The organism is Fodinicurvata fenggangensis DSM 21160, from assembly GCF_000686045.1.
GTDB classification, from domain to species: Bacteria; Pseudomonadota; Alphaproteobacteria; order Kiloniellales; family DSM-21159; genus Fodinicurvata; species Fodinicurvata fenggangensis.
Window position 1 is genome coordinate 78,442 of record NZ_JMLV01000013.1, and the last position, 25,879, is coordinate 104,320.

Below are 25,879 nucleotides of genomic sequence, written 5' to 3' on the forward strand. Positions count from 1 at the left end.
TATCCATATTACCAGTCCTTTACTGAACTCGTCAATTCGATGGATATTTTATAATCCTCATTACGGTTTTATGGTTCTTAGAGTATCCATTTGTAACGACCCTCTACAGCCCGCCTCCGGGATCCCGGTACGCTTCAGTCGAGCGAGCCCCGTACCGATAGCTCACCCCAGCACGGCACCCCAAACAATGTTTCCTGGCATAATGGCCACACCTCCTCCCCCACGCGGGAAGCACTATCTTTGGGGCATCTATTTACAAGTCGGCGAATAAGGGCGCATGCTTCTCGTTGTATGAGAAAGCTTGCCTTATGAAGGCCAGCAACTAGGGAGGGAAGCATGCCCAACGACGATAAATTTCCTGCAACAAGGTATGGACCCGCTGAACGCCACATGGCCGAAAGCCTGGTCGAGATCGAACGCCAGATGCTGGCTGATCCCCAGGAAGAGGACTGCGACTGCAAAGAGGGGATGTTCAATGGCCTGACACGGCGCGGATTGCTGGCTGGCGGCCTTGCACTGGGCGGTGGAGCCTTGATCGGCGGGCGCGCAGCCGCCGAGGCACCCCCGGGTGCTGTCGAATACTACGTTCAACCTGATCCCACCAAAGAGCAGGGGCGCCTGATCCTCCAAGATGGTGGTTATGGGTCCCGTTCGCAGTTCGAAAGCGAAGTACGCTGGCGTTACCCGACAGCGAGCATTGAGTCGAGCTGGTCCATGACGCCGCTTGCCTCGGGGCACGGTATCATTACGCCTTCAGGCCTTCATTTTGAACGTCACCATGCCGGCATCCCGGCGATCGACCCGCGCACCCACGAACTCATCCTGCACGGGATGGTCGACACACCGATGCGCTTTACCATGGACGACCTGAAACGGTTGCCGGCGGTCAGTAAGATCCATTTCATTGAATGCTCGGGCAATGGCCTGACGGAATGGGACGAGCCGACGCTGAAGACCGTACAGGGCACCCATGGCCTGACCTCGACTTCGGAATGGACGGGCGTCCGTCTATCCACTCTGCTGGAGATGGCGGGTGTTTCGGATGGTGCGGCCTGGATCCTTGCCGAAGGTGCGGATGCCGCAGTCATGACCCGCTCGGTCCCGATCGACAAGGCAATGGATGACGCCATCCTGGCCTATGCCCAGAACGGCGAAGCGATCCGGCCTGAACAGGGCTATCCGCTCCGTCTGCTGCTGCCAGGTTACGAGGGCAACACGCATATCAAGTGGCTCAGGCGACTGGAGGTGAGCGACAAGCCCTTCATGACCCGTGAAGAGACGTCCAAATACACCGACCTCATGCCGGACGGCTCGGCGCGTCAATTCAGCCTCGAGATGGAGGCGAAATCTGTCATCACTTTCCCCTCAGGTGCGATGAAGTTGCCGCGGCCTGGTTTCTACGAAGTCACAGGTGTCGCCTGGTCCGGTCGCGGGAAGATAACCAAGGTGGAGGTCTCAGCCGATGGCGGAAATACCTGGCAGGAGGCATCCCTGGAAGGACCCGTTCTGCCCATATGCCACACACGCTTCCGTCTTCCGTGGAAATGGACGGGTGAGCAGGCGGTCCTGCAAAGCCGTGCAACTGACGAGACCGGCTACGTACAACCAACCCTTTCGGAGCTTGTGGACGTGCGGGGTTTAAACTCGGTGTACCACCTGAATGCCATTCAAAGCTGGCACATCGCTGAAGACGGGGAGGTAACCAATGTTCATGCGTAATCTGACTGTTGTCTGTGCCATCGCACTGGCAACAAGCCCCCTTCTTGCCGATGAGTCCGGGAACGGGGACACAACTGAGCGCACATCAGCGGCACTGCCGGAGAGGCTGGAGGAGACAGGCGAACGCGCCCCCATGGAACCACCGAAATCCAGCGCTGAGACTGTAGGTGATATAGATATTTCCTCGAATGCCTTTGGCATCGGCCAGCCCGCCACGGAAGAGCAGATTTCGGCCATTGATATCGACGTGATGCCGGACGGCCAAGGCTTGCCAGAAGGCTCCGGGACCTTTGCGGATGGCAAAACGGCCTACGATCAGGCCTGCGCCGCCTGCCATGGGTCGGACATGGAGGGTGTCAGCGAGCTTGGTGCCCCTGCACTTCTGGGGGGCCGCGGCACCCTGGCAGATGAAAGCCCCGTCAAGACCGTTGAAAGCTACTGGCCCTATGCCAGCACGCTTTATGACTATGTGCACCGCGCCATGCCACTACAGTCGCCTGGTTCCTTGTCGCCAGACGAAGTCTACGCGATCAGCGCTTATATCCTGGGGCGTGCTGGTATCATCTCGGATGATCCCGAGACCACGCTCGACGCGGACTCCATGGCCGAGATCGAGATGCCGAACGCAGATGGCTTCGTTGAAGACCCGCGTCCGGATGTTGGAGGCAACGAATAGGCAGGCACCACTCACCTGCAATGGCACGCACCTGAAACCGGCGAGGGTCATCACCGCGGCGTATAGAGAATATGCCTCGGAGGTGGCCCTTGCCCCGTCCGTCTACAAGCGCATTCATCAACCAACGAATCCAGCTCTTTATGGATGACACCTGGGGCAGTTCATGTTCGAGAAAATAGCTATAACCAATTGAAAAATATACTTAATATTAAAAACCCCCGAAACTTTGGCGGCGCGCGTCGGCTTTTGCAGGCAAAAGGGGAACGGCTTCGCCGTTTTGGGCAGAATTCAGGAGGTTAAGCACTGCTCAAAGAGAAGTGCACACGTCCAAGTTTTTCACCCTTGCCCCTTCAGGGGTAGACAAGGGCTTCGCCTTATCCAAGCGTTAGATAGTTGTCTACGCCACTTTCCGGTTTTGTTCCTCTATGGTCGAGATCGCAGTTTCTTCCGCTTCCACAGGACGCTTATGAAGCCCCTTCTTGTACCATGCGCTGCGCGACATCCCATGGGCCTCCCAGGGCTTCTGCCTACTTGCTGAATTCTCTTCATAGTCTGCCCGTGAACGTTGACCACGCTTTCTGCGGTGACGCTCCTGTCTTTGCCGATTCACCTCCCGCCGGTGACGTTCGCATTGCTCGGGATCAGGATTGAGGTGTACCAGACCCAGGCTTTGCGCCTCCGCAGAGGTAATCCCCAACCCCTGAAGGATCCACGCCTTGGACAACTTGTACCGACCTTGCCCTTCGGCTGGATTGTTCGTGCCATCTGTAGCTTCATTGTATGCTCGTTTGACTACAGACTGCGTAACTTGCTTGACCCGATTGCGCGTCCACCCCCGTATATCCAGGAGACCGCTTTCCGTGGCAAAGGAAACAATGGAATTCTCAAGACGAGATGGCTCAACAAGCCACGCGAGCGAACAAGCTGCGCAGAACAGAAAATGATCTCGCATCCCATCCGGGATTTCCACATAACTCACTGCCCACCGCTTAAGCTCTTGGAGCCGCTCACTGTGCAGATTGCGATGCGTGCGGTCGGATTTGAGCGTCCCATTCTTTACTGTCTTCGATTTCCGGGGTTTCCGCGACCTCCTCGGGGGCAACACATCATTCGCGATGTCATCTAAACTACGATCTTCAATGCCGTTCGGATGGCACCAGAGCAGCCTGACATTGCGACGACGTTTTCTGTTTTTCGTTCCGGGAACCCGGCAGACAGCAGCAGCGTGCTTTTGACTGTAATCTGCGCCGAGCGGGTAAAGAGCTTTGTGCAGCGTGTCTTGCACCTGACGCCACCGCTTGATCGCGCCTTCCTTGTGTTTTACCGCCCGTGCCGGAACCGGATTGATCATCCAGACTGCAAGCAGGCCTTTGCCGCTGAACATTATGAAAGACGGTGCCGGGAGGTTCTTGTCCTGCAGTTTCTGAAGGACCGCTTGCGCTGCTGTTTCTGGCTCCAGATGCGGACGCTTCTTGTAGTAATCGATATCGACGTGAAACGCCTGTAATTGGCTAACCAACCGCTCCTGGCGTTTCCGACCGCAGTACCTGTGAAGGCATAGATAAATATCGCTCTCGCCATTGAGTGCAGAGAATGCCACTTCAACCTCGCGGAATGCTCTTGGGTTATGGTTCTCGAAGGAATCCGGGTACTTACGGGCCCACGCGACTTTACCCTTGGCATCTTCGTGTCCATGGATCAAACGCAGGAAGTCCGCCGGAGAGTTGAAGCACTCACGTAGTGAAGCTGCATCATGAGGGTGCGGCTTCCTGAGGCTAGGGGATTGTTCCGTTTGGGCTGTGTTGTTCTTGTCTTGTCTCTGCATATCGCGTTGCTCGCTCGTTGCATCGGCAACACGATATAGAGTCGGTTTTCAGAAGAATCTTTGTGAGTGCGGAATCTTTTCTTCTAGCAGCTGCTGTGACCCCATACTTGGACTTCCAAAACTAGAAGGCCGCTGACGGCTTGCGGCGCTTGCGGCAAAGATGCTCGATCTTTGCGCCTGCCTTATACTGCCGCAAAACCCCGAAAATCTGTTCTTCGCTGAACCTGCACTTCCTCTGGACCGGTCCGCTCCAATGTTTTCAGGGGGGCAGCTCATAGCGCATCAATTTTGTTTTTTTAGAACGATAGGACTATCTCGGAAATATGATGACGCGAAATGCATGCGTCAGCCGAATAAACCGAGAATCAAGAAGCAAGGTTGACATATGAGTGAACCAAATTCGAACCGTCACGTTACGCAGACGCCCAAACGTCGCATGTTAAGCATCTCTGAAACGGCAACATATCTGGGTAAGTCCGAAACTTGGCTGAGAACGCATGAACATGCACTGAAAGAAACGGGCTTTCCGTCACGACACCCGTATCTTAATGCCTACGATAAAGTCGCCGTCGACGCTTGGATTGAAGCAAGCGAGCGCTTCAAAGAAGGTTCAGTAAAAGATGATCAAAGCATCCTTCCAGGCCGACGTCGGCTAGTCGAGGCGGCTCGCCATGCGTAACATCGGCGTTCGATATTTAGTCGCAAAACGCTTAAAAAGCGGACAACAACTTTGGTACTGGCAACCATCTAGAAAACTGCGCAGCTTCGGGTTCCTTCCACGCCGTTTAGCTGAGAAAACGGGTACCCGTGAAGACGCAATAGCTGAAGCTACGCGACTCAACCAGAAACTCGACGCGTGGCGAGACGGCTTGATCTCGGATGGCCCGCCGCAGAACACAATGCCGTGGTTAATCAAAGCTTATCGCAGTGAATCGAGAGAGTATAACAAACTACGCGATAAAACACGCTATGATTACGACAGGCATCTAGCGCGAATTGAACAGTGGTCTGAGCATGCGGGACACCCGCCGCTGGAGGCATTTGACAGAGAAGCGATCGATGCTTGGTACCGTTCGTTGCACGACAAAACGCCCACACAAGCTAATGCTGTAATGCGTGTTCTTAAACTTTTATTCAACTTCGGCATTTCTAGGGACTATGTTACTGATAACCCGGTCAAAAAAATACGATTGGAATCAACGCCACCGCGTCGCGAGTTTTGGACCGACAAGGAAATTCAAACAATTTGTAGTGTCGCTGAGCAAATCGGTAGACCCTCAATTGCTTTATCAGTTCAGTTGTCGCTCGAAACAGCTCAACGAAAAGGCGATATTCTCAACCTAAAATGGTCTAACTATTATGACTCCGCTGTTCACATAACACAGTCAAAAACAGGGACCATGCTCTCAGTTCCATTGCGGACTGCCATGCTTAAAACACTCAATGATTTATACAATAAAGAATACCGACAAAATCCCGCGCAAATGGATGATCGTCCGATAATTAAATCCGAGATTACCGGAGAAATGTATACGTCCTCGCAGTTCCGAAATGCCTTTGAGGAGGTTAGAGAAAAAGCTGGCTTGCAGCATCTGCAGTATCTCGATCTTCGGAGAACAGCCGTTATTCAGTTGGGAATTGCGGGGTCTCCAGCACCCGAAATTGCTTCCATGACCGGGCACTCAATCACCTACACGTCAAGGATACTTGAAACATACCTGCCTCAAAATCGCGCAATGGCTGAGAACGCTCAAAAACGGCGGAATAACTGGGAGCGCAAGCAAAAATCAAAGCGTAAGCGTCAAGATGCATAGTTTGCCATTAAAGCATAACAAAGCACTCCCGCTAACGCACACTTGGCTTACTGATTGTTGTCTGCGTCATTGCAGGAGAGGCAAGATAATCACTGATCAGAAATTTTTGCGCACGAAGCTATCAAACCTCAGGATCAAACATATCAGAGCCTCGCACACTTATCGCACTTCACACCTTGCCGATTCCCTTGGTGAACGAACCAAACTTGACTGGAGCCCCACTGTACGAAAGATCGAGAATCGACTCGTTCGGTGGCATTAGGATCTCGTGATACGAGATCGCCGAGCCGTCGCTTTCATGGCCATAGACGGTGAGCACAATGGCAGTTGCACCAGCATCACAATTCAGCTCTTCGGCGTCATCAGTATCGATCGTAGTGAAGTGAATCGTTTGCTCAATGAAGGTGTTCGTGACCCCGAAGTTGCGCCGAAGCAGAAGTTTCATGTTGCTAAGATCGACTCCTTCCATGGAGCCATCAACCAGGCTACCAAAACGTGTCGCCGGCAGATATATCCGGCTAAGGCACATCCGCCGTCCATCCACGGTTATCACCCGGGCAATCATGACGTAGCCCTTCCGGTCAAGTCCGAGGCTAGTCGACCAAGGCCCCGATGCGGTGACCAAGTGGGCATGAAGTGTTTTCGTAAACACGGTGAGGTACTTCGGATCCAATCCATCCGTGAAGAAGCGAAAATGCCAGAGCTCATCCTCCGGGATGCGATTCTCTGCGACAAACGTGCCTTTGCCCTGACGGCGATCCAACAATCCCTGGCGCGCCAGTGCTCCCAAGGAGCGCTGTGTAGTGCCAAGACTAACACCCAGAATCTTCGAAAGGTCAATCTCGGGCGGAATTTGGTCCCCCGCCTGCAAACGGTATTCCGCCATGGCGTCAACGATGGCATGCTGCAGCCGCGATTGCTTCGTTTGTAGTCCGACGCCTGGGCGATTGAAGTAGTGGTGGATGATCTCAGCGACAGACATACTTTCCATAGGCGGTATCTTTAAGGCGTGAAGAGAATCGGCATTACTGGTGGGAGGCATAAGATCAGGTTCTTTCGAAGTAATGCTAACGTCTGCTCTCCTTATCATGCTGGTCGCTTATATCCGATACCCCACGTAGGTCTCTCCTAAGTAATAGACCCTGTGTGGCAAGCACGGCAAGGATCAATACTAACCCAACCAGAGTTGACCCCCCCCCTGGCACGAGCATGCTACCACCGCCAAGCGCCATCAGCGCCCGCCCGACGGCATTGAGCCTGCCTAAGGCATGGCCCTCAATCGCTACGTTGATCGCCGTGACCCCGGCGAACGCGGATAGCCCGTAAAATATCCATTCCTTCGGTCCTCCAGCCAGACCGAGAATCTCGGGATGAGCGAGGAAAAGAAACGGCAGCAAGAACGCTGGCAAACTTAGTCGTATCGCGGCCAACGCTGTCGGCAAGAACTTGCCCTTAGCGATATTGGCCGCGACCAGTGCTGCGATGGCGATTGGCGGTGTCAATGCCGAGACATTGGCAAAGTAAAACACGAATAGGTGCGCCGCCAGCAGCGGCACGCCTGTCTCGACTAGAGCTGGAGCGCCGAGGAGAGCGACGATTAGGTAAGCCGCAGGTGTTGGGAGGCCAAGTCCGAAGACCATGCACGCAATCGCGACTATTAGTGATAGAAGCCACGGACGACCATCGGCGATGTCGAGCATTGAACCAGAAAGCTTCTGCGCAAAACCAGTAACGGTTAGGATCTCCACCAGAATGCCAATAATGGCGAGAATCACCGCTACTTGGGCGCCGGTACGCCCACCCGCCGTCAACGCCCCATAGATCGAGCGGAAGAGCTCGCTCGCGCGATGCTGCGATGACTTTCCTGAAAACAGAAGAATGCGGCAGGCATTCAACACCAGCATGAAGACGGAGCCATGCAACGCAGCGAGCCCAGCCGGTAATTGTTTCATCAGCAGGGCGATCAGCAGCCCAATTCCTGCGATGATATGGATGTGGCGAAGGATCAACGCAAGCCACCCCAGAGCCTGCAGATGATCGGCGCTGCTTACATTGTTTAGCTCACCGACAACGATCTGCTCTTTTACGGCACGAATGTGCACAGCAGCAATCAGGTAAGCGTAGTAGATTAGTGCCGGGATAAGGGCCGCCACCATTACCTCTGTGTAGGGCGCACCAGTCAGGCCAACGATTAGGAACGCTGCCAGACCCATGACCGGTGGCGTCAACTGCCCTCCCATAGAGGCCGCCGCCTCGACGGCACCCGCGAATTCCGAGCGAAAGCCAAATCGCTTCATCATCGGTATCGTCATAGAGCCGGTGGACGCAATGTTGGCCACGGTGCTACCAGATATCATGCCCATTAGGCTGCTGCCGATGACAGCGACCTGGGCGGGACCAGCTCGGGTTCGTCCACCAAGACGTCGCGCTACCTCGAGGATAAAGTCAACACCGCCAGTCGAGGAAAGTACGGCGCCAAAAAACAGAAAGATGAAGATCGTGCTCGCCGACAGTTCGGTCAGGCCGCCAAGGAGTCCCTGGAAAAACGGAATCGCGGTATAGGACATAAGGCGACCTACGGAGATGCCCCCATGGAACAAGAGATCTCCAGGCAGAACGTATCCGAAATATCCATACAACAGGGCGAGAAGAGCGAGAAGCGGGATACCCCAGCCCCAAGCGCGCCACGCCGCGTAAAGCGCCGCCAACAGAAGAACGATGCTAATTGCCGCGTCCGCAGCGTTACCAAAGATCGCGCGGTTGGTGACGAGGTTCTCGTACTCAACGAAGATGTATCCGGCACCGACTATTGTCATTGCCGCGGCGATCATCGCCAGAAACTTGAAGATTGGGTGCGAGCGCCCCTCTAGGACCGCAAAACAAACGACCAACGTGCCCATAACCAGATGAGCAGTCTTGAATAAGCCCGCCGGCAGCGCTAGGAACTGGACCTGCACTAGGTGCAGTACAGTCATCGCGGCAGCCGTGACGGCGGTGACGGCTGCCGCGATAGAATTCCATCCCAACCGGCCGCGGAACAACGGATCAGGTGTAGAAGGAGTATTGTCCGTCATCGCTGACGGCCGGTTTTCAGCTCGCGACCTTCAACTCGTCACGCCACACACCCTTTTCCTTGAAATACTGGGCGGCGCCGGGATTGACTGGGTACTCTGTCAGAAGATAATCGACGGCGAACTGCAGTTTGATGTCTTGGAGTTGCACACCGATTTTTCGTATCTCGGCCTCGTTCTCGAATATGGCCTTGGTTACCTTATAGCAAATTTCCGGATCTAGGTCCGGATGAGCGCCTACAACGCCAGAGATAGTGGGCGACTTGATCGTTTGGCCATCACCGTCCCAAGCGGCACTCGACACTGATTCAGATAGAACGCCCGGATTGAGGGTACGGGCCTTGTCCATAATGTCCTTCGGAACTTCGATCGCCCTCACCTTCTGGGAGACAAGCAGTTCGGTTAAAATCGGCGACGGGCGACCATTAGTGACAAGCGCGGGTATGGCGTCCACTTTGCCCGTCTTGAGAGCGTTGTAAGTTTCGCGCCAGGAGCCGTAGTTCCAGTCCACATCTTCGTCCATGCCAGCTGCTTTGAACACTACCTTCCACATTGCGCCTGCCGAACTAGTGGGATTCGATGGCATTATGCGCTTTCCCTGCAGGTCTGCGAACGACTCTATGTTCGAGTCGGCGCGCACCAGGGGCGGCATATTCCACATGGTGTAAGCGAACATCTGGTGGCACTTGATGGGCTTGTTGTACGGCTCCTCACCCTTGATCGCCGCCGGCCAGTCACTTGACGTGGTTTGTCCGAGGTGGATGGCACCTTCGCCGATCAGCGCCATGTTCTCCGCTCCTCCAGACGTCGACATGGAGGAATTCCTCAGATTGGTCTTGTCATTCACTGTCGAGGCAAGTGCCTCGATTATGACGTAGCCGGTGGAGCCGAGACTGGATGAGCCCCAATGTAAAACGGACGGCGCCAGTTCTTTAGCAACCGTCCCCTGCGGCAACGTGAGCACACTGGCAAGGCCGGCTGCACCACCCGCGGCAAAGCGCAACGCGGTCCGCCTCCCTACTGTAGCATCGTTTTTATCGATCATTCGTCAGCACTCCCTATCTTTGTGTTGGTTCGTGCCCGCAACGGGCGATGCGAACCTCGCATTGGTAAGCTGAAACATGGATAGCGTACCGAGAAGGGGCTTGCGAGTCAAAAAAATATAAAGCTATATAGTAATTAGCTTTATGAGACTTTGATCTAAGGAACCAGAACATGGAAGTAACACTTCTCGGAACAGGCACGCCCACGCCCTCCCTCAAACGCATGAGCTCGGGCTACATGGTGCGGATCGGCGATGACACGATGATCTTCGACTGTGGCCCCGGCACCTACCATAGAATGATGCAGGCAGGAGTCTCAGCAACAGAAGTCACGCATATCTTCCTCAGCCACCTTCATTACGATCATTGTCTAGACTACCAGCGCTTCGTGCTGACCCACTGGGATCAGGGCGTCGGCAAAGTGCCTGAACTGAAAGTCTACGGGCCGGCACCGCTTGCTCGCATCAACCAGCAACTTTTCGACAGAGACGGTGTCTGGGGGCCCGACCTGTCGGCGCGGACGGAGAACGAGCTCAGCATTGACGTCTACCGCCAGCGCGGCGGGTTTCCCCCACGCGCATGGCCCGATCCACAGGTAACGGAGATCGAGAATGGAAAAGTGATCGAGGGGAGGAACTGGAGCCTCAAGGTCGGTAGCGTCGTCCACGTCCAGCCACAGCTCTATTGCTTCGGCTTTCGACTCGAGAGCCCCGAAGGGGTCTTCGTTTACTCCGGTGACACCGGACCTTGTGCCGGAATCGAGAAGCTCGCTACCGGCTGCGACATTCTAGCCTCAATGTGCCATTACCTGACTGGGACGGCACCCTCTGAAGGGTTCGCTGCTGGTTGTATGGGGCATATGGAGTTGGCCGAGCTAGGAGAGAAGGCCGAAGTACAAAATCTAGTAATCAGCCATGTGACGACTCAAATCGATCAGCCTGGCATGCGTGAACGGGTGCTTCGGGAGATGGCCACGATCTACAGCGGGAACCTGTTCTTCGGAGAGGATCTGATGACCATCCCCGTCGGCGCACCAAGTCCGCCTATCCTCGATTAAGGCGGCGACCGACAGGTTCACCAGATTTGACCTAACCCCTTGAAAATCATCCAGTCGCTACTGGAAGCAGGTCAAGGGCGTTTCGTCCTCTGTCGCCTGATAGATGGTCTCTCGCAGACGGTGATAGTAGTAGGCCGCCGTGGTCTTGTTCACACCCACAAGGGCCGCAGCTGTGCGCGCCGTCGAGCCCGCCACAAAGTGCTCCATCAAACGGTGCTGTTTGTCTCTGCTTAATCGGCTGATTGCTCAGGCTGCCTTGGCCAGGACTGGGTTCGTCCAGTTCCAGGGCAGGAGGTCATCGATCCGGTTGATCGGGTGGTCGTTGATGCGGGCGAGGACATCGGCCAGATAGGCCTGCGGGTCGTGGCCGGACAGTTTGGCGGTCTCGATCAGCGTCATGGCATCGGCCAGGGTCTCGCCGCCGGCGTCCGAGCCGGCAAAGAGATAGTTCTTGCGGTTATGCAGAGGTCTGCATAACCGCAATTATGCCCACCGTGTGATTATGCGCAGCTCGCCGAGGAAAGCACTACAAGGGCTGATGCGCCTGTGTTTTTCAGCCCAACGAACTGCACATAATTCAGAGGCTCTGAAGGAATTTCATCAGCTGGTCCGGGGGGTCGATACCGACCGAGGCTTGCTCCGATCGGTTGAAGGCGGTCGAGGGTGCGCTCCCTCATTGAGAGATCGGCCTCAAGGTACATATGCGTCGTAGCGGGACTCTCGTGTCCCAGCCAGAGTGCGATGACGGTGATGTCGACTCCGGACTGCAGGAGATGCATCGCCGTGGTGTGGCGGACCGTATGCGGCGATATCGAAAGGCGTGCGAGTTGCGGGTGATGCTGTGCGGCGGCCGAGACGGCCAGATTGAGGCGCTGGGTGACGCTTGAGCGCGCCATCCTTTCTCCGCCCCGGCTTGGGAACAGGAACCTGTCGTCGCCGGCGCCCTCCAGCCGATGTTTCCAGCCCCGGACCAGCGACGCGGTCGAACGCCAAAGCGGCACGCTTCGCTCCTTGCGCCCCTTGCCGTGGAGATGCGCGGCCATTGTATCGTCGATGACAACATCGCCGACCCGCAAGCCGATGACCTCCGACACGCGCGCGCCGGTGTTGTACATGAGGCTGAAGAGCGTCCGGCCCCGCTGACCCGCCCAGGTTCGAGGATCCGGCGCCTCGAGGATTGCCTGCATCTCTGAGCGCGCCAAAAACCCAAGTACCGGCCTGTCAAACCGCTTCATCGGGATGGCCAGCGCTTGCTCAATCACAGGGAGCGCGGTCAGGTTTGACCTTGGCCCTGAAAACTGGACCGTTTGGAGTGAGAGAATTCTCGGTTTAGGCTTTTGGAATGAACCGGGGAGATAGTTGATGAAACGGTCGAAGTTCAGCGATCAGCAGATCGCCTTTATTCTGCGGCAAGCTGAAGAGGGCGTGCCCGTTGATGGTAACCGCCCGTTCAGGCTTGCAGTTACCCATAAGTCATCGGGCATGAAGTTTTCCGTTGCTCCGGCGGAATCAGCCGTGATTCGTTCTCTGGCACCTTCAATAATTCGGTGCGGGGGCATGGGACAGACTTGGGTAGACGAGGAAATCTCGAAGTGCGATCTGGGAGATGCGCGGTTAAACCAACGCCTGGGAGCGATGCTGGAAGCTCTAGATGAACGACCGGGGCAATCTCTGCCCACGGCATTTCAGGATTGGTCGAACACCAAGGCCGCCTACCGCTTCTTTGCCAATGACAATGTCAGCGAGGACAAGATCCTCGCGGGCCATTTCGCGGCCTCGGCTTTGCGTATCCGGGCGACCGACGGCCCGCTCCTGATCCTGCAGGACACCACGGAGTTTTCCTTCAAGAGAGCTGCCCCCGAGAAGATCGGATTCACGAAGGTTTCGACCGGACGCAAGCTGAAGGAGGGCCGTCATCAAAAGCACACGATCTGCGGCCTGCAGATGCATGCCAGCCTGGCGATCACGCCGGACGGGCTGCCGCTTGGCTTGACGGCGGCCAAGTTCTGGTCGCGCAGCCAGTTTAAGGGAACCGCCGCCCTCAAACGTAAGATCAACCCCACCCGGGTGCCGATCGAGCAGAAGGAAAGCATGCGCTGGCTCGACAATCTGCGCCTGTCCACCGAATTGACAGGTGCGCCGGAGCGCTGCGTGCATATAGGCGACCGCGAGAGTGATATCTACGAACTCTACTGCCTGGCTGAGGAGCTCGGGACCAGCTTCCTGGTCCGAAGCTGCGTCGATCGCCTGGCCGAAGACGGCGACACGACTATCGCCAAAGTGATGGCGGAAATCCAGCCCAGCGGCACGCATGAGATCCGGTTCCGCGATGCGCAGGGCAAGGACCAGAGGGCCGTGCTGTCGATCAGGCATGCAATGATGACGGTCCGCCCGCCGATCGGCAAGCAGAAGAAATACCGGCATCAGCAGCTCCAGATCATCCATGCCGAGGAGATCAGCCCACCTGAAGGTCGAGCACCGGTCTTCTGGAAGCTGATCACAAACCTTCCTGTCGAGACGCACGCCGACGCCGTGCATAAGCTCGAATGGTATGCCCTGCGCTGGACCATCGAGACCTTCTTCAGGACCCTGAAAACCGGATGCCGGATCGAGGAGCTGCGTCTGACCACGGCCAACCGCCTGACCAACTGCATCGCCCTGTGTTGTGTTGTGGCCTGGCGCGTGTCTTGGCTAACGATGCTCCGGCGCAGGTCACCAGCCGCATCGCCTGCTGCCGTCTTTACCGGCATTGAGTGCCGTCTGCTTGAGCGTTCGATGCCGGACGGCAAATGCAAGGACCCACCAGACTTGGACTTCTACATCACGGCCGTAGCACGGCTCGGAGGTTATCTCGACCGTGCCTGCGACGCGCCGCCGGGAACCACGGTTATCTGGCGAGGTTTCTCCCGCCTCGCTGATCTTGTCGAAGGGGCCCGCATCGCTGAAGACCCGTCATCAAGCATTTATGGGTAACTGCAAGACTGAGCGGACGGTTACAAATCTCCGAACTCGGACGAATGACTTCCGACGAGGCCGCCGCAATGACTGGCCTCGTACCTGTATTCCATGACAGCGGGACGAAGTGGGGCCACCAGATGATCGTTGGAGGCCGGCGCGCCTTGCGGCATCTGCTGTTTCAGGCAGCGCTTGGCCGCATGCCACAACCCGATCCGGAAATCCATCGCCAGGCGCCTCAAGGAACGAGGAAAGCCGCACAAACTGACCATCACCGCCATCGCTCAGCGACTGATCACCACTACAAAAAACAATACCAAATCAGGCATCCCATGGCGCCATCAGGTCTGTGCATAAACACAATTGCGGAGGCGTCCACCCAAACAGTTCCATCAGAAGGCGCTCTATCCTCCTCCAAAGGGCTGCAGAGCTTGGCGAAAATCATAGTCCGAGGGGGGTGTTGTACCTAGCACCGCTGTCATAAGCAGGTGCAGCTTGCCTGTCGTCAGCCAGCCACCCAGCATTACGCCTCGTCGGTGCAGGTCGATCTCCGAGCCGATGAACCCGTAGGTGTTTCTCAGGACATGACTACCAACTACCCGTGTCGAAATGACGACAGGCATCTCCCTGCACAAGGCTTCAAGACTTTCTGCTGCGCGAGGGTGCACGTGGCCGCCGCCCATACCTTCAACGACAACCCCGGCATAGCCCATTTCTGGAAGCTTGGACGCGAGCCTACCATCATCACCCACCCATGACTTCAAAACGGCCACTTCTGGCAAGTGTGAACGCGGGCAAGGCAGCGCAAAACTAGATAATTGGGGCCTAAGCCCGTCAACCAAGACATCGACAGACCCTTCCTTAACCCAACCGAGAATGCCACTTGGTGACGACCCGAAAGCACGCACGGTGGCCGTGTGTCTCTTTGTGACGTAGCGAGCCGCGTGCAATTCGCCGTCCATGACGACGACAGCCCCGAGTCCCACCAGTGACTCACAGGAAACTGCCATGATCGAATCACGAAAATTTGCCGCGCCATCCGAGCCAGGCGCATCTGGATGTCTCATTGCACCTGTAACGACCACTGGAACGTCACAGGGCCCCCAAAGGTCGAGAGCGAACGCGGTCTCTTCAATCGTATCTGTACCCTGCGTGACGACAATACCGTCAACATCAGGTGCAAGCTCCCTGGCCTTCGCGGCGAGCTCGAGAAGATCAGTCACTTTAAGTTGTGCGCTCGCCAAGCTGCGGAGCGACAGCACCGAAACCTCGAGGCACGGATCAGCCACGCCAAACTGTTCTAGTAGCTCCTCGCCGGAGAGTGTCGGCACGATCCCACCGCTAGACGCCTCCCGCATCGAAATCGTTCCGCCCAATGACAGAACACCGATTTTACGTTTCATTCGATACTCACATGCCTCCGTTAGAGCCCCGCAGGAGGGTGTGTGGCCAGCCAATGGCGCGCAATATCTATCCTCCGCGCCACCCAAACATCGTCGCCGAGTGACTTCAGATACTCTAGCAGCTGCTGCACAGCCCAGAGCCGAGCTGGACGTCCGATGATCCGTAAGTGCAGTCCGATGTTCAACATCTTGGGATCCCCGCGTTCACCTTCCTCAAGCAACACCTCAATCGAGCGCTTGAGGTATTCGAGGAAGGCGCTCGGCGCACCAAAAGGGTCTCCCACAATGAACTTGAAGTCATTGGTATCGAGGGAGTAAGGAACAACAAGTATTGGCCCACCGCTAACAGTACGGTAATAGGGTAGATCATCGTTGTATTCGTTAGAATCATAGATGAATTCTAGTTCTTTCAGGATCGTTCGCGTGTTTAGACTCGGAGCCCACATGCTGTAGAAGCCATAGGGCCTTTCGCCCGTCACTTTCTTGATGATGGCATTCGCCTTCTCAATGTCGCGCTTTTCAGTTTCGTAGTCTCGGTAGTTCGCGTGGCAGAACCAACGGTACCCGTGGAGTGCCGGTTCATGCCCTCGCGTAACGATCTCGGCGGCGACTCGTGGTGTTCGCTCGACCGCTCGACCGCACATATAGAACGTCACCTTCCGCTCATAACGGTCAAAAAGATCCAGTACACGCCAAACGCCAGCGCGCAAACCATATTCGTGGAATTGCTCCATTGCCAAGTCGCGTTGGCCGTCATGAAGAAGCGACTTAAACTCTCCTGCCTTGTCGTTTACCGGCTGGCCATCCTCAAAGGAATCTTCGGCGCCTTCTTCAAGATTGACGACAAAGGAAAGTGCAAGCTTAGCCCCGCCCGGCCAATTAGGGCTAGGCCGGTCCATCCCATAGCCGAAGAAGTCACGCTCACGCCTGTCTTCAAACTGGTACGTCATATTTCAACCTCACCAAGCATCATGTTTCCTTATCGTGAAGAAAGAGGATAGCCGACAGAACAACGGCACCGAGCACGATCTGCCGCACCGCATGGGACAGGTCCGTGCCAGTTACCAGCATGCCGATAGTCGTCAGCAGAAGAGCTCCGCCGAAAATGCCTACATAATGGCCGCGCCCACCGGTCGCCAGGGTGCCCCCCATGAAGACGGCCGCCAATGTAGGAAGAAGGTACGATTCGCCCATATTCAGTACCGCCGACCCGGTATATCCGATCAGAAGCAGCCCTGCTGCAGCAGAACACAAGCCGCTAAACACAAAGGCAAGCGTGATTGTGCGCGCTACCGGCACCCCGGAGAGACCAGCTACAGCCCGGCTACTGCCGACTGAAAGGACCCGCCAACCGAAACGGGTGCGGGAGATCACAAACCAGCCCACCGCCAGCAAGGCGAACAAAACGACAATCGCAGGCGCAAAGCCGATTAGGTCGCGTCCAAAGAGCCACCGTAAAGAGGCCGGCACTGTTCCCGACGGCACCCCGTTTGTATATAGTAAGGTCAGTCCAGACAGAACTCCATTGGTGCCGATTGTCATGATAACTGCGGGGATACCAATTAGCACGACGCCAATGGAATTAAGTAAGCCGATCAAAGCGCCCGCAACCAACACAATGAAAAAGATGAGCGGCACAGCGCCTGCGACGTCACCAAGTTGGCCGTAAAGACCAGCTGCAAGCACGCCGCACAGCGTCACTGCCTGACCAACCGATAAATCCATTCCGCCGGTTATCACCACGATACCCTGTCCGAGTGCCAATACTGCTGTAATTAGCGTAAGGACCATTAGGGAATTAAAGTAATTGACCGTGAAAACCGTGGAACCGAGCAATAGCGCGTTTATCATAATGGCGACGACGAGCAGTACGTAAACTGGGGCGATTATCTTAAGGGTATTACCATATTGACGCAAAAAGCGCTGAAACGCCGATCCAGTCAGTTCGTCATTTACTGGTAGTTGCTGCGCACCCTGAACTTTAATGGCGCGCTCGGTGCGAATTTTTCGGGGAACTGCAAGCATCGCCGCCAGCTCGGCACGTACACTTTGGTAGGTGGTAGACCCTGAACTTCCTGACATTATTGTAGCGATCGCAATTGACACTAGCACGATCAATCCTTGGAATAACGGCGCTACATTGGTCGAGACGCTCAGCACCAGCATCAAGCTGCTGATTTGCATGAGGATGAAAGCAGCTAGAACTGTGCCCAGGCATCCGCCGCGCCCACCACCCAGACGGGTACCACCGATAACCACTGCAGCGAAGATACTCAGCAGCAGCGCGTCGCCACCGAGGGGGTCGCCTGATCCAGTGTTGCCCGATAGCAAAAGCCCTGCGTAGCCATAGAACAGTCCCGCCAATACATAGGAGAAGAACTTTGTCCGTGCTGACCTCACTCCTCGCGCCGTGGCGGCTTCCTCGTTTCCACCGACCGCATAAAGGGCGGTGCCGAACCGGGTTTTCTTCACGGCAGCCCAAATTAATAGAGCGATAATGACATGTACTATGGCGGCAGGAATAACGCCTGTGACAAGATCTCCGGCGAAGAAATTCGATGTACCGATTGGTACATTCCCGCCGGGAAACGGCAAGATCAACAGGTTAACGCCCGATACCATAAACATTACCGCCAGCGTGACGACGATCGGCTGCAAGTTTCGATATGCTATCAGATATCCGTTGACTGCCCCCACCCCACCTGCAGCGAGAACGGCCAAGCAACCCCACAGCACCTGGTTGGCAGGTGACTCACCCGCCTGGCTCGCCACTATCACGTTGCTCAGCGACACAATGGCGCCGGCCGAAAGATCAAATCCGCGCACGAGTATCACGACGGTCTCACCCATCGCAGCTAGTGCCAGCGGCGCCATACCGGATGCTGTGGAGCTGATCTGGAAGTAAGTGATTGAGTTTCCGCCAAATAGTGTAACAGCAGTAAACATTGCCACAGCCACTAGCATTACTGGCAATGTTGGCCGAATCCCCAGCCAAGCTGCTTGGAACGGATAGCTACGCGAGGGGCTGCTCGTGGGCGGATACTCAGTATTTGCCGCTAGTTTCATTGCTTTCCTCGCCTAGCATGCTGCGCATCAATTGCTCCTCAGTGACGCGCTCACCTGATATTTCCTCAACCATCTTGCCTCGGTACATGACGATGATATCGTTGCACATGTTCACAAGTTCGTTCAGTTCAGTGGAATGGAAAAGTACCGCACCTCCCGCATCAGCGAATTCGCGCATGATCGTGAATATCTCGAGCTTGGTGCCAACATCGACACCGCGTGTTGGATCGTTCATTAAGAGCACGGGTGGCCCCGCCAACAGCCATTTAGCGATCACAATCTTCTGCTGATTGCCCCCGCTGAAGGAACCCGCTACTCGATAGAGCGCACGTGGATGGATGCTCAGTTTCTCGAGATAAAGAGCGATGGCGGGGCGCAGGCGGGGGAAGTCGATCACGCCAAAGAAGGCATAGCGATCCAGGACCGGTAGTGACATATTTAGTGCCCCAGACTGGTTCACGAGCACGCCCTCGCGTCGACGATCAGAAGGGACATAGCCGATGCCCGCGGTCATCGAATCGAGAGGTGACTTCGGCCTAATCTCTGTCTCACCGACGGAAATCGTGCCACGATCCAATGAAAGCACTCCGAACAAGGCTGAAAAGAGTTCCTTCTGCCCCATACCGTCCAAGCCTGCTAAGCCTAGGATCTGCCCCCTATGTAGATCAAAGTTGACACCATCAACGGCAGTCCTGACGTGAACATCTCGGACCGACAATGCCCTCGGCCGTGATTCGCCTTGCGCAGATGCTTTTGGTTTGGCGGGAAAGGCGCTTTCCAACGACCGCCCGATCACCAGACGTACGATCTCGGCGTCGCTCACGTCTGCCGTCGCAGCCGTAGATATGTGCCGACCGTTGCGTAGTATGGAAATCGAGTCGCAAAAGTCTCGGATTTCAGATATCCTATGGGAGATGAATACGACTACAGTACCGCTCTGACGCAGGCGTTCGATGAGATCGTAGAGCCAGCGAACATCTGTCGCTGAAAGGGCGGACGTGGCCTCGTCTAGTAGCAGTAAACGCGGAGAGCGAGCAGCAGCGCGGGTGATCTCGATTCTTTGTCTATCAGACAAAGAAAGTTCACGGACTTCTGTATGCGGCGAAATAGACGTTACGCCAAAAGAAGCAAGTATCCGCTCGCTTTCCTGAATAGTCCTCTTTTGCGAAACTAACCCAAATGGTCCGTGCGGTTCGTAGGGAATCAGGAGGTTACGCGCGACCGAAATGTCCTCGACCAGTGTCAGTTCTTGAAATGCTGTCTGGATGCCCAAATCGTGCGCATCAAGAGGTGAATATGCATCGTAGGGACTGCCGAAAACTCGGATCGACCCCTCATCTGGCCTCACCAATCCGCTTAAGACCTTGAGCAGAGTCGACTTTCCGGCACCATTTTCCCCAATGAGGCCGCGAACCTGTCCCTGGTCGATGCTCAGGCTTACATTATCCAGCGCTTGAGTTGCGCCAAACCGCTTACTAAGGTCCTCGATGAGGACGGCGCATGCGCCGTCCTCCATAGCATCAGTGGCTGAGGCGTGCATGCCGCTCTCTGATTGCTGCGCCATGCTTGCTGAGTTCCTATGATGCTGTGCAGCATTCACTCGGAAACCTCGCCCGTCGTGACAGCCTCGAAGTCGAGTTGCGGCAGATCCGGATGCCAAAAACCCGCTTGCCAATCATTCGGCACCTTATCGGAAGGGAAGACATTACAGCCGGCCTGTAGTTCAGATGTGGAGCCGGTCTCACAAAGCTTAACCGTGTCGTTAGTCACAACGCCAGCCTGGAATATCTGCATCTTCTCGACGTCCGCCCCCGCGATCTCGTCCAAAGCAAACTTGAGTGACATGGGAATCACCCAGATCATGCTGTCGGTAGAGTAACCCCGCATTCCGACGGAATGTTCGGTTGTTCCCTCCGGTAGCATTGCCAAGCGAAAGCCGTTTTCATCCTGCGCTGCGCAGGGCACGAGCTGTTCGGGAGTACGTCCGGCTTCAACTTGCATCTGATAGATCGTGTAACAAGCTTCAGCAGCCACGACACCATCGATATCGTCCCAAGTCTTAGTTCCAAGAAGTTCCTGCATCCGAGCCCTAGTCGCCTGTTGGCTCCACTCACCGTTTAGGGTCGAAATCACGTTGATCCCGGGATTTTCCTTGAGAGATTCCTCGACGCCGCGCTGTGTCTCATCACTGAAGGTAGTACCGGGTATCCCCGTAAGAACCACGACATCGCCTTCGCCATTTAGCTCTTTTGCCATCCAGTCCATACGTGTTTGACCGAGCGAATAACCGTCAATCTTCACAGAGTGGGCGCAAGTTCCGTCATCAGTTCCGTTGATAACAAAGAACTCCACACCGGCCTGACAGCCGCGCCTGATTACCTGTCGAAGTGCGGACTCGTTGATCGGATAAATAATCACTGCGTCGGCACCAGCCTGGACCATACCCGATATCTGCTGGATCTGCTGCTGAGCGTTACCACCAGCGCTTTGGATTTCGAACTCAACCCTATCCCTATAATCTCTACTTTCGGCAAGAGCGGTAATCATGTTGCGAGCTTCAGTCATCCAATTATTCCCGACGAAGCCCATACTGAAATATACTTTTGGTTCGTCGGCTGCATCAGCTACGTCCGCAAAGCCTCCAGTCGTTAGTACGGCTCCAAGCGCCATCGCGCCTACGCTCCCGGTAGCGACTTTGTAAAGCTTCCTGAGCATGTTCATGGTCTAATTCCCATTTCTAAAATCTGTTGCTGCCGTCGGCCTTACCGATTGCAGGATTGGTTTTCTTGGCTTTATGCCAAGTTTGGAACAACGAGAGCTACCAGCGACGATGAATCCGTTCAATTTCGCAAACTGACGGCAGAATTGGCATGTCCACGATACTTACGCTTCAACTCGCTTCAGATGCGCGTCAGTTCGATCGATTTCAAAGGCGCTGTTTGACGTCCACTCGACAAATTGCCGATGTTGTCTCTCTTCGTTTTAATTCTGTAACCAAACTATGCCGCTATTCTAGCAGCACGGAGCACCGTATGTCCCTCGACTTCACATCTCCCCAGAATAGGGCAGGCTATCCCATCAAGCAGGGGATAAATGGCGTACAGCACCGCCGGATCGGCATCATCACAGGCTCAGGCCCCGAAGCGGGAATTGACCTTTGGAGCAAGGTTCTTTTTTGGAACCGCAATGCATTAGGCGAACGTTTCAAGGGCGACCTCGAGAGCCCGCCGGTTGTGGTATATTCCGAACCACTTCTCGGACTCTCAATGAACCTGCGACGCCACGATAATACTGTATGGAATTGTCTAGCACGCACTGTGCGTGCGATTGAGCCGCATGTAGATGTCTTCACAATTGCATGCAACACCCTTCACTATTATGCACCAAGGGTTCGCAGCATGTGCATCAGTGCCGACTTCCTCGACGTTGCAGAGGTGGTTCATTCATATATCACTGAGCGCGCCACCAATTCGGCCGCACTCCTCGGTGCCAAACCAGTCGGCTCATTGGACGAATGGTCGCCTTACCATGTCCTGCACAGCGAAGTATCATTCGAACAAGCCGCAGATCTCGAGTCAGTTCACGACCTTATCCATCGCATAAAGCATGTTGGAGGAGACAATCCGGAAATACGGCAAAGTTTTATTAATATTCTATCTGCACTGCGGTCGGAAACAATCTTCCTAGCTTGCACTGAACTGCCACTCGTCAACGCAACGGTACCCGGAAAGCTTTTAGTGGACATCAATGACCTTCTGGCAAAGGAGTTAGTGGCCCGCTCAATCTCTGAACAGGAGCAACCAAAAGAAACGTGACTTTTAGGAGGAATGAGTGAGCGAAACTTACGACCTGCTATTCCGAAACGTGCGGATCATCGATGGCACGGGGGCAGTTGAGCGCATTGGCGACGTGGGCGTTTTTGGAAACCGCATCTCTGCGGTTGGGAATCTGTCGTCAAGCCGAGGAACCCGGGAAATCGAAGGCCGTGGCCTCGTATTAGCCCCCGGCTTCATAGATGTACACACACACGACGATGCACTTGCCCTGGACGGCAATCCAATGGAGCCGAAGCTCACGCAGGGCGTCACAACTGTTGTGGTAGGAAACTGCGGCATTAGCCTAGCTCCGCTCAAGCCGGGGATACCTTTGCTACCTCCTCTCAACATTATCGGCGGAAGCGATGAATACCGATTCCCTACTTTTCGCTCTTATGTGAAGGCATTAGAAGAAAAGCCGCCAGCACTCAATGTTGCTCCGATGGTAGGCCATTCGACACTGCGTGTAGCCGTCATGGACCGACTTGATCGTGCAGCTACATCTTCCGAGATCACGCAGATGGAAGAGCTTCTACAGGAAGCGCTAGATTCCGGCGCAATCGGGTTCAGTACCGGACTCTACTACCCACCAGCGCGTGAAGCACCGCCCGAAGAAGTTCTTACCCTACTCAAGCGCCTTGCCCTGAGCGGAGCCATTTATACAACGCACATGCGGAATGAGGATGACTTTCTTGAAGACTCATTGCGAGAATCCTTTGACACCGCCGGTGCTGCTGATGTGCCGCTCGTAATCTCCCATCACAAGTGCATGGGCAAAAACAATCATGGCCTGAGCATGCAAACTTTGAAAATGTTCGATGAAGTCAGAAAAAAGCAGCTTGTTGGGCTTGACGCCTATCCTTACACTGCTGGGTCAAGCGCTTTGCTTCCTGAGATGGTAGAACAGTGCGAGCGAGTTCTTATTACTTGGTCCGAACCCCATCCAGAATGTAACGGTCGTGATCTAGCTGAAGTCGCACAGGAGTGGGACACCACGATCAACGATGCGATTGAACACCTACTGCCGGCGGGTGCCGTCTATTTCCACATGGCTGAGGAAGATGTGCAGCGAATCATAAGCTATCCGCACACTATGATCGGCTCAGATGGCATTCCCCGAGGCGCTCGCCCGCATCCACGCCTTTGGGGCACCTTCCCGCGCGTACTCGGCCGGTATGCTCGCGACCTGAAGCTAATGTCGCTCGAAAATGCCGTTCACAAAATGACCGGGCTTGCTGCTGAAACCTTCAGGCTTGAGGATCGTGGTTACGTCGCCGAGGGGAAGTTCGCTGATATGGTACTGTTCGATCCTGAAATGATTGATGACACCGCCACATATGAGACCCCCGAGATGCGAGCGAACGGTATTCATATGGTAGTAGTGAATGGTACTGTGCTTCTGGAGGAAGGTTTTATTCTTGACCACTCACCGGGAAAGGTACTTAAGCGCACTTCCCACTAGCAATTGTGTTTATGCACAGACCTGATGGCGCTGACCTGCTTCCCGAAAACTGGACCGTTTGGAGTGAGAGAATTCTCGGTTAGGCTTTTAAAGCCTGTCGCGTTTAATTGATTTCATATCCGGCAGCCCTGAAGAAGTTGGTGCATTCCTCCTCGGTGAAGAGGTCGCAGACATGGCCGACAGCCTGCCAGAGTTCGTCGTATGAGCGGGCGGCGGTCTTGCGGATCAGGGTCTTCAGTTTGGAAAACGCCATCTCGATGGGATTGAGATCGGGGCTGTAGGGCGGCAGGAACAGGAACCAGGCACCGACAGCGCGCAGTGTTTGGGCAGCCTTTGGACTTTTATGGCTGGAGAGGTTGTCGAGGACGACCACATCGCCAGGCTGCAGGCTGGGTGCGAGCTGGGTTTCGATATAGCGCTCGAAGCGCTTGCGGTTCATCGTCCCCTTGATGACCCAGGGGGCGTCGACGCGGTCCTGACGTAAGGCGGCGATGAAGGTCTGGGTGTTCCAGTGCCCGAAGGGCGCATGATCGACAAGTCGTTGGCCACATGGCGCCCAGCCGGTGGTCTTGATCATGTTGGTCTTCAGCGCCGTCTCATCGATGAAGACCAACCGGGAGAGCAGCGCGCGCATAAAGGGCTGGCGCTGATGGATCCAGACTTTCCGCGCGAAGCGCACATCCGGGCGAGCTTGCTCAGCTGCGAGCAGCTGTTTTTTTGTGCGTCAGGCCGAGCTTGTGCAGCCGCCGGGCCACCGAGGAACGGTGAACATCTATACCCAGACTTTCGCGTAATTCGAGCACCAACTCATCGAGCGTGATGCCTTTCTTTTCGCTCGTCCTGGTGCGCAGCCAGTCAGACACCTCGCTGAGTTTACCCCGCCCGGGATTGCCCTGGCGCTTTGGCGCCAGCCCGCCCGTCTCGCGCTTGAGCTTGACCATGTCGTTGACGAATTTGATCGAAACCCGGAAATGCGCCGCCGCCCCACGGTGGGTATGACCCTCCTCGACAAACTCGACAACACGGCGGCGAAGCTCAAAGGGATGCGGCTTACCCATATGTAACCCCCTATATCTGCCATGCGCAGAGGGAATCACAGATCAAATCTCAGGGGAATCCCGAATCTGATCTACGCCGACACGCTCTAAGAGAGAACCGGGGAGATCTTGATGAAACGGTCGAAATTCAGCGATCAGCAGATCGCCTTTATTCTGCGGCAAGCTGAAGAGGGCGTGCCCGTTGATGAGGTTTGCCGCAAGGCGGGGATTTCAGTGCAGACCTATTACCGCTGGCGCAAGAAGTATGGCGGCCTGATGCCGTCGGAGATGAAACGCATGAAGCAGCTGGAGGAGGAAAACCAGCGGCTGAAGCGCCTCGTTGCGGATTTGAGCCTGGACCGGGAAATACTGCAGGAAGTGGTGCGAAAAAAGCTTTGAAGCCTGCGCAGCGACGCAGATTGGTGGATTGGCTGTGCACGACCTGGCAAGTGAGCATCCGGCGTGCCTGTGGGGCCCTGGACACGGATCGCCCCACCTACCACTACCGATCGCGGCGTCCTTCGCAGGCTTGTTTGAGAAAGCGCATTCGCGAGATTACTGAAACGCGGGTGCGCTATGGAAAGCTGCGCGCACCGCTGTCTCGGCGACTACTAAATCATCCTTCCGTAGGTGCTATGGTGTCCAATTCAGCCTGCGTGCCCAGGACATCCATGACAGCGGCCATATCTTCGGACGGGTTTGCACCGAGAACGGCATCGAGCACCGCCTGACCAAAATCGGTCATCCCTGGACGAACGGACAGGTGGAACGCATGAACCGCACCATCAAGGACGCCACCGTCAAGCGCTTCCACTATGACAGTCATAGTCAGCTGGATGCCCATCTCTACGACTTCGTGAAAGCCTACAACTTTGCACGAAGGCTGAAGACACTGGGTGGTCTCACGCCCTATGAATTCATCTGCAAAGCCTGGAC

General features: G+C 55.4%; 21 protein-coding genes and 5 pseudogenes. 11 read left to right on the top strand and 15 right to left on the bottom strand.

Annotation, left to right across the window (positions count from 1 at the left end):
- Window positions 1–336: 336 nt before the first annotated feature.
- Window positions 337–1,719: a sulfite dehydrogenase gene (gene soxC / locus BP38_RS0115530; RefSeq protein WP_322098970.1), complete on the top strand. Its 1,383-nt coding sequence runs from the start codon at window positions 337–339 to the stop codon at window positions 1,717–1,719.
- Window positions 1,706–2,395 carry a c-type cytochrome gene (locus tag BP38_RS0115535; protein ID WP_211250354.1) on the top strand — a complete coding sequence of 230 codons (690 nt, stop codon included), beginning with the start codon at window positions 1,706–1,708 and terminating at the stop codon, window positions 2,393–2,395. Before soxC ends, BP38_RS0115535 begins: the two co-directional genes overlap by 14 nt.
- A 397-nt stretch (window positions 2,396–2,792) precedes the next feature.
- On the opposite strand, the gene BP38_RS0115540 is transcribed toward BP38_RS0115535, so the two are convergent.
- The gene (locus BP38_RS0115540; RefSeq protein ID WP_026988486.1) at window positions 2,793–4,220 is read right to left on the bottom strand and encodes a hypothetical protein; all 1,428 of its coding nucleotides are present in this window, start codon (window positions 4,218–4,220) and stop codon (window positions 2,793–2,795) included.
- 385 nt (window positions 4,221–4,605) lie between these two features.
- On the opposite strand from BP38_RS0115540, the gene BP38_RS22730 reads away from it, so the two are divergent.
- On the top strand, window positions 4,606–4,899 hold the full coding sequence (locus BP38_RS22730; protein WP_155992474.1) for a hypothetical protein: 294 nt from the start codon (window positions 4,606–4,608) through the stop codon (window positions 4,897–4,899).
- Window positions 4,892–6,034: a tyrosine-type recombinase/integrase gene (locus BP38_RS22360; RefSeq protein WP_081816723.1), complete on the top strand. Its 1,143-nt coding sequence runs from the start codon at window positions 4,892–4,894 to the stop codon at window positions 6,032–6,034. The genes BP38_RS22730 and BP38_RS22360 overlap by 8 nt, the downstream gene beginning before the upstream one ends.
- Before the next feature lie 169 nt (window positions 6,035–6,203).
- Here the strand turns inward: BP38_RS22360 and BP38_RS0115550 are convergent, their stop codons facing one another.
- From BP38_RS0115550 to BP38_RS0115560, 3 genes are all read right to left on the bottom strand, one after another.
- Entirely contained in the window at window positions 6,204–7,025 is an 822-nt protein-coding gene (locus tag BP38_RS0115550; RefSeq protein WP_162175176.1) for a GntR family transcriptional regulator, read from the bottom strand.
- Between the two features lie 76 nt (window positions 7,026–7,101).
- Complete coding sequence (locus BP38_RS0115555) at window positions 7,102–9,108, bottom strand: TRAP transporter permease (protein ID WP_026988489.1); 2,007 nt, start codon at window positions 9,106–9,108, stop codon at window positions 7,102–7,104.
- Window positions 9,109–9,124: 16 nt separating this feature from the next.
- The gene (locus BP38_RS0115560) at window positions 9,125–10,150 is read right to left on the bottom strand and encodes a TAXI family TRAP transporter solute-binding subunit (RefSeq protein WP_026988490.1); all 1,026 of its coding nucleotides are present in this window, start codon (window positions 10,148–10,150) and stop codon (window positions 9,125–9,127) included.
- Window positions 10,151–10,320: 170 nt separating this feature from the next.
- Here BP38_RS0115560 and BP38_RS0115565 point away from each other — a divergent pair, with 170 nt between their 5' ends.
- Window positions 10,321–11,205, top strand: coding sequence for an MBL fold metallo-hydrolase (locus tag BP38_RS0115565; RefSeq protein ID WP_026988491.1), 885 nt, complete (start codon window positions 10,321–10,323; stop codon window positions 11,203–11,205).
- Between the two features lie 96 nt (window positions 11,206–11,301).
- Here the strand turns inward: BP38_RS0115565 and BP38_RS22365 are convergent.
- From BP38_RS22365 to BP38_RS21010, 3 genes and pseudogenes are all read right to left on the bottom strand, one after another.
- Window positions 11,302–11,412, bottom strand: a pseudogene (locus BP38_RS22365) (IS1595 family transposase); the annotation flags it as partial.
- A 39-nt stretch (window positions 11,413–11,451) separates the two neighbouring features.
- Window positions 11,452–11,661: pseudogene (locus BP38_RS0115575) on the bottom strand (transposase domain-containing protein); the annotation flags it as partial.
- Between the two features lie 44 nt (window positions 11,662–11,705).
- The gene (locus BP38_RS21010; RefSeq protein WP_211250356.1) at window positions 11,706–12,440 is read right to left on the bottom strand and encodes a tyrosine-type recombinase/integrase; all 735 of its coding nucleotides are present in this window, start codon (window positions 12,438–12,440) and stop codon (window positions 11,706–11,708) included.
- A gap of 127 nt (window positions 12,441–12,567) precedes the next feature.
- On the opposite strand from BP38_RS21010, the gene BP38_RS0115585 reads away from it, so the two are divergent.
- Entirely contained in the window at window positions 12,568–14,178 is a 1,611-nt protein-coding gene (locus tag BP38_RS0115585) for an IS4 family transposase (RefSeq protein WP_211250357.1), read from the top strand.
- Window positions 14,179–14,246: 68 nt separating this feature from the next.
- On the top strand, window positions 14,247–14,630 hold the full coding sequence (locus BP38_RS23275) for a transposase (protein WP_322098971.1): 384 nt from the start codon (window positions 14,247–14,249) through the stop codon (window positions 14,628–14,630).
- Here BP38_RS23275 and BP38_RS21020 read toward each other — a convergent pair.
- From BP38_RS21020 to BP38_RS0115615, 6 genes and pseudogenes are all read right to left on the bottom strand, one after another.
- A complete protein-coding gene (locus BP38_RS21020) occupies window positions 14,565–15,563 on the bottom strand; it encodes an asparaginase (RefSeq protein ID WP_051609441.1) in 999 nt (332 codons plus the stop codon). The genes BP38_RS23275 and BP38_RS21020 overlap by 66 nt on opposite strands.
- A gap of 20 nt (window positions 15,564–15,583) precedes the next feature.
- Window positions 15,584–16,513: a polysaccharide deacetylase family protein gene (locus tag BP38_RS0115600; RefSeq protein ID WP_026988496.1), complete on the bottom strand. Its 930-nt coding sequence runs from the start codon at window positions 16,511–16,513 to the stop codon at window positions 15,584–15,586.
- Window positions 16,514–16,532: 19 nt separating this feature from the next.
- Window positions 16,533–18,629 (bottom strand): ABC transporter permease, encoded by a 2,097-nt coding sequence (locus BP38_RS21025; protein ID WP_081816726.1) that lies wholly within the window; start codon window positions 18,627–18,629, stop codon window positions 16,533–16,535.
- Window positions 18,607–19,452, bottom strand: coding sequence for an ATP-binding cassette domain-containing protein (locus BP38_RS23390; protein ID WP_437123999.1), 846 nt, complete (start codon window positions 19,450–19,452; stop codon window positions 18,607–18,609). The genes BP38_RS21025 and BP38_RS23390 overlap by 23 nt, the downstream gene beginning before the upstream one ends.
- A 183-nt stretch (window positions 19,453–19,635) precedes the next feature.
- Window positions 19,636–20,067: pseudogene (locus BP38_RS23395) on the bottom strand (ATP-binding cassette domain-containing protein); the annotation flags it as partial.
- 158 nt (window positions 20,068–20,225) lie between these two features.
- Entirely contained in the window at window positions 20,226–21,350 is a 1,125-nt protein-coding gene (locus BP38_RS0115615; RefSeq protein ID WP_051609443.1) for a substrate-binding domain-containing protein, read from the bottom strand.
- A gap of 311 nt (window positions 21,351–21,661) precedes the next feature.
- Here BP38_RS0115615 and BP38_RS0115620 point away from each other — a divergent pair, with 311 nt between their 5' ends.
- Both BP38_RS0115620 and BP38_RS0115625 read left to right on the top strand, forming a co-directional pair.
- Complete coding sequence (locus BP38_RS0115620; RefSeq protein WP_051609444.1) at window positions 21,662–22,444, top strand: aspartate/glutamate racemase family protein; 783 nt, start codon at window positions 21,662–21,664, stop codon at window positions 22,442–22,444.
- Between the two features lie 16 nt (window positions 22,445–22,460).
- Window positions 22,461–23,906: an N-acyl-D-amino-acid deacylase family protein gene (locus BP38_RS0115625; protein WP_026988500.1), complete on the top strand. Its 1,446-nt coding sequence runs from the start codon at window positions 22,461–22,463 to the stop codon at window positions 23,904–23,906.
- A gap of 103 nt (window positions 23,907–24,009) precedes the next feature.
- On the opposite strand, the gene BP38_RS23400 is transcribed toward BP38_RS0115625, so the two are convergent.
- Both BP38_RS23400 and BP38_RS23405 read right to left on the bottom strand, forming a co-directional pair.
- Window positions 24,010–24,585 (bottom strand): IS630 family transposase, encoded by a 576-nt coding sequence (locus BP38_RS23400; protein WP_437123998.1) that lies wholly within the window; start codon window positions 24,583–24,585, stop codon window positions 24,010–24,012.
- 16 nt (window positions 24,586–24,601) lie between these two features.
- Window positions 24,602–24,964, bottom strand: coding sequence for a helix-turn-helix domain-containing protein (locus tag BP38_RS23405; RefSeq protein WP_026988502.1), 363 nt, complete (start codon window positions 24,962–24,964; stop codon window positions 24,602–24,604).
- A gap of 111 nt (window positions 24,965–25,075) precedes the next feature.
- Here BP38_RS23405 and BP38_RS23175 point away from each other — a divergent pair.
- Window positions 25,076–25,533: pseudogene (locus tag BP38_RS23175) on the top strand (transposase); the annotation flags it as partial.
- A gap of 50 nt (window positions 25,534–25,583) precedes the next feature.
- Window positions 25,584–25,879: pseudogene (locus BP38_RS21030) on the top strand (integrase core domain-containing protein); the annotation flags it as partial.

Excerpts from the sequence above, each read along its gene's own strand:
- BP38_RS0115555 (WP_026988489.1), bottom strand. The coding sequence starts at position 9,108 with ATGACGGACAATACTCCTTCTACACCTGATCCGTTGTTCCGCGGCCGG.
- soxC (WP_322098970.1), top strand. The coding sequence starts at position 337 with ATGCCCAACGACGATAAATTTCCTGCAACAAGGTATGGACCCGCTGAA.
- BP38_RS0115600 (WP_026988496.1), bottom strand. The coding sequence starts at position 16,513 with ATGACGTACCAGTTTGAAGACAGGCGTGAGCGTGACTTCTTCGGCTAT.
- BP38_RS23275 (WP_322098971.1), top strand. The coding sequence starts at position 14,247 with ATGACTGGCCTCGTACCTGTATTCCATGACAGCGGGACGAAGTGGGGC.
- BP38_RS0115540 (WP_026988486.1), bottom strand. The coding sequence starts at position 4,220 with ATGCAGAGACAAGACAAGAACAACACAGCCCAAACGGAACAATCCCCT.
- BP38_RS0115550 (WP_162175176.1), bottom strand. The coding sequence starts at position 7,025 with ATGGAAAGTATGTCTGTCGCTGAGATCATCCACCACTACTTCAATCGC.
- BP38_RS22360 (WP_081816723.1), top strand. The coding sequence starts at position 4,892 with ATGCGTAACATCGGCGTTCGATATTTAGTCGCAAAACGCTTAAAAAGC.
- BP38_RS21025 (WP_081816726.1), bottom strand. The coding sequence starts at position 18,629 with ATGAAACTAGCGGCAAATACTGAGTATCCGCCCACGAGCAGCCCCTCG.
- BP38_RS0115560 (WP_026988490.1), bottom strand. The coding sequence starts at position 10,150 with ATGATCGATAAAAACGATGCTACAGTAGGGAGGCGGACCGCGTTGCGC.
- BP38_RS22730 (WP_155992474.1), top strand. The coding sequence starts at position 4,606 with ATGAGTGAACCAAATTCGAACCGTCACGTTACGCAGACGCCCAAACGT.
- BP38_RS0115535 (WP_211250354.1), top strand. The coding sequence starts at position 1,706 with ATGTTCATGCGTAATCTGACTGTTGTCTGTGCCATCGCACTGGCAACA.
- BP38_RS21010 (WP_211250356.1), bottom strand. The coding sequence starts at position 12,440 with ATGAAGCGGTTTGACAGGCCGGTACTTGGGTTTTTGGCGCGCTCAGAG.
- BP38_RS0115615 (WP_051609443.1), bottom strand. The coding sequence starts at position 21,350 with ATGAACATGCTCAGGAAGCTTTACAAAGTCGCTACCGGGAGCGTAGGC.
- BP38_RS0115585 (WP_211250357.1), top strand. The coding sequence starts at position 12,568 with ATGAAACGGTCGAAGTTCAGCGATCAGCAGATCGCCTTTATTCTGCGG.
- BP38_RS0115565 (WP_026988491.1), top strand. The coding sequence starts at position 10,321 with ATGGAAGTAACACTTCTCGGAACAGGCACGCCCACGCCCTCCCTCAAA.
- BP38_RS23405 (WP_026988502.1), bottom strand. The coding sequence starts at position 24,964 with ATGGGTAAGCCGCATCCCTTTGAGCTTCGCCGCCGTGTTGTCGAGTTT.
- BP38_RS21020 (WP_051609441.1), bottom strand. The coding sequence starts at position 15,563 with ATGAAACGTAAAATCGGTGTTCTGTCATTGGGCGGAACGATTTCGATG.
- BP38_RS0115620 (WP_051609444.1), top strand. The coding sequence starts at position 21,662 with ATGTCCCTCGACTTCACATCTCCCCAGAATAGGGCAGGCTATCCCATC.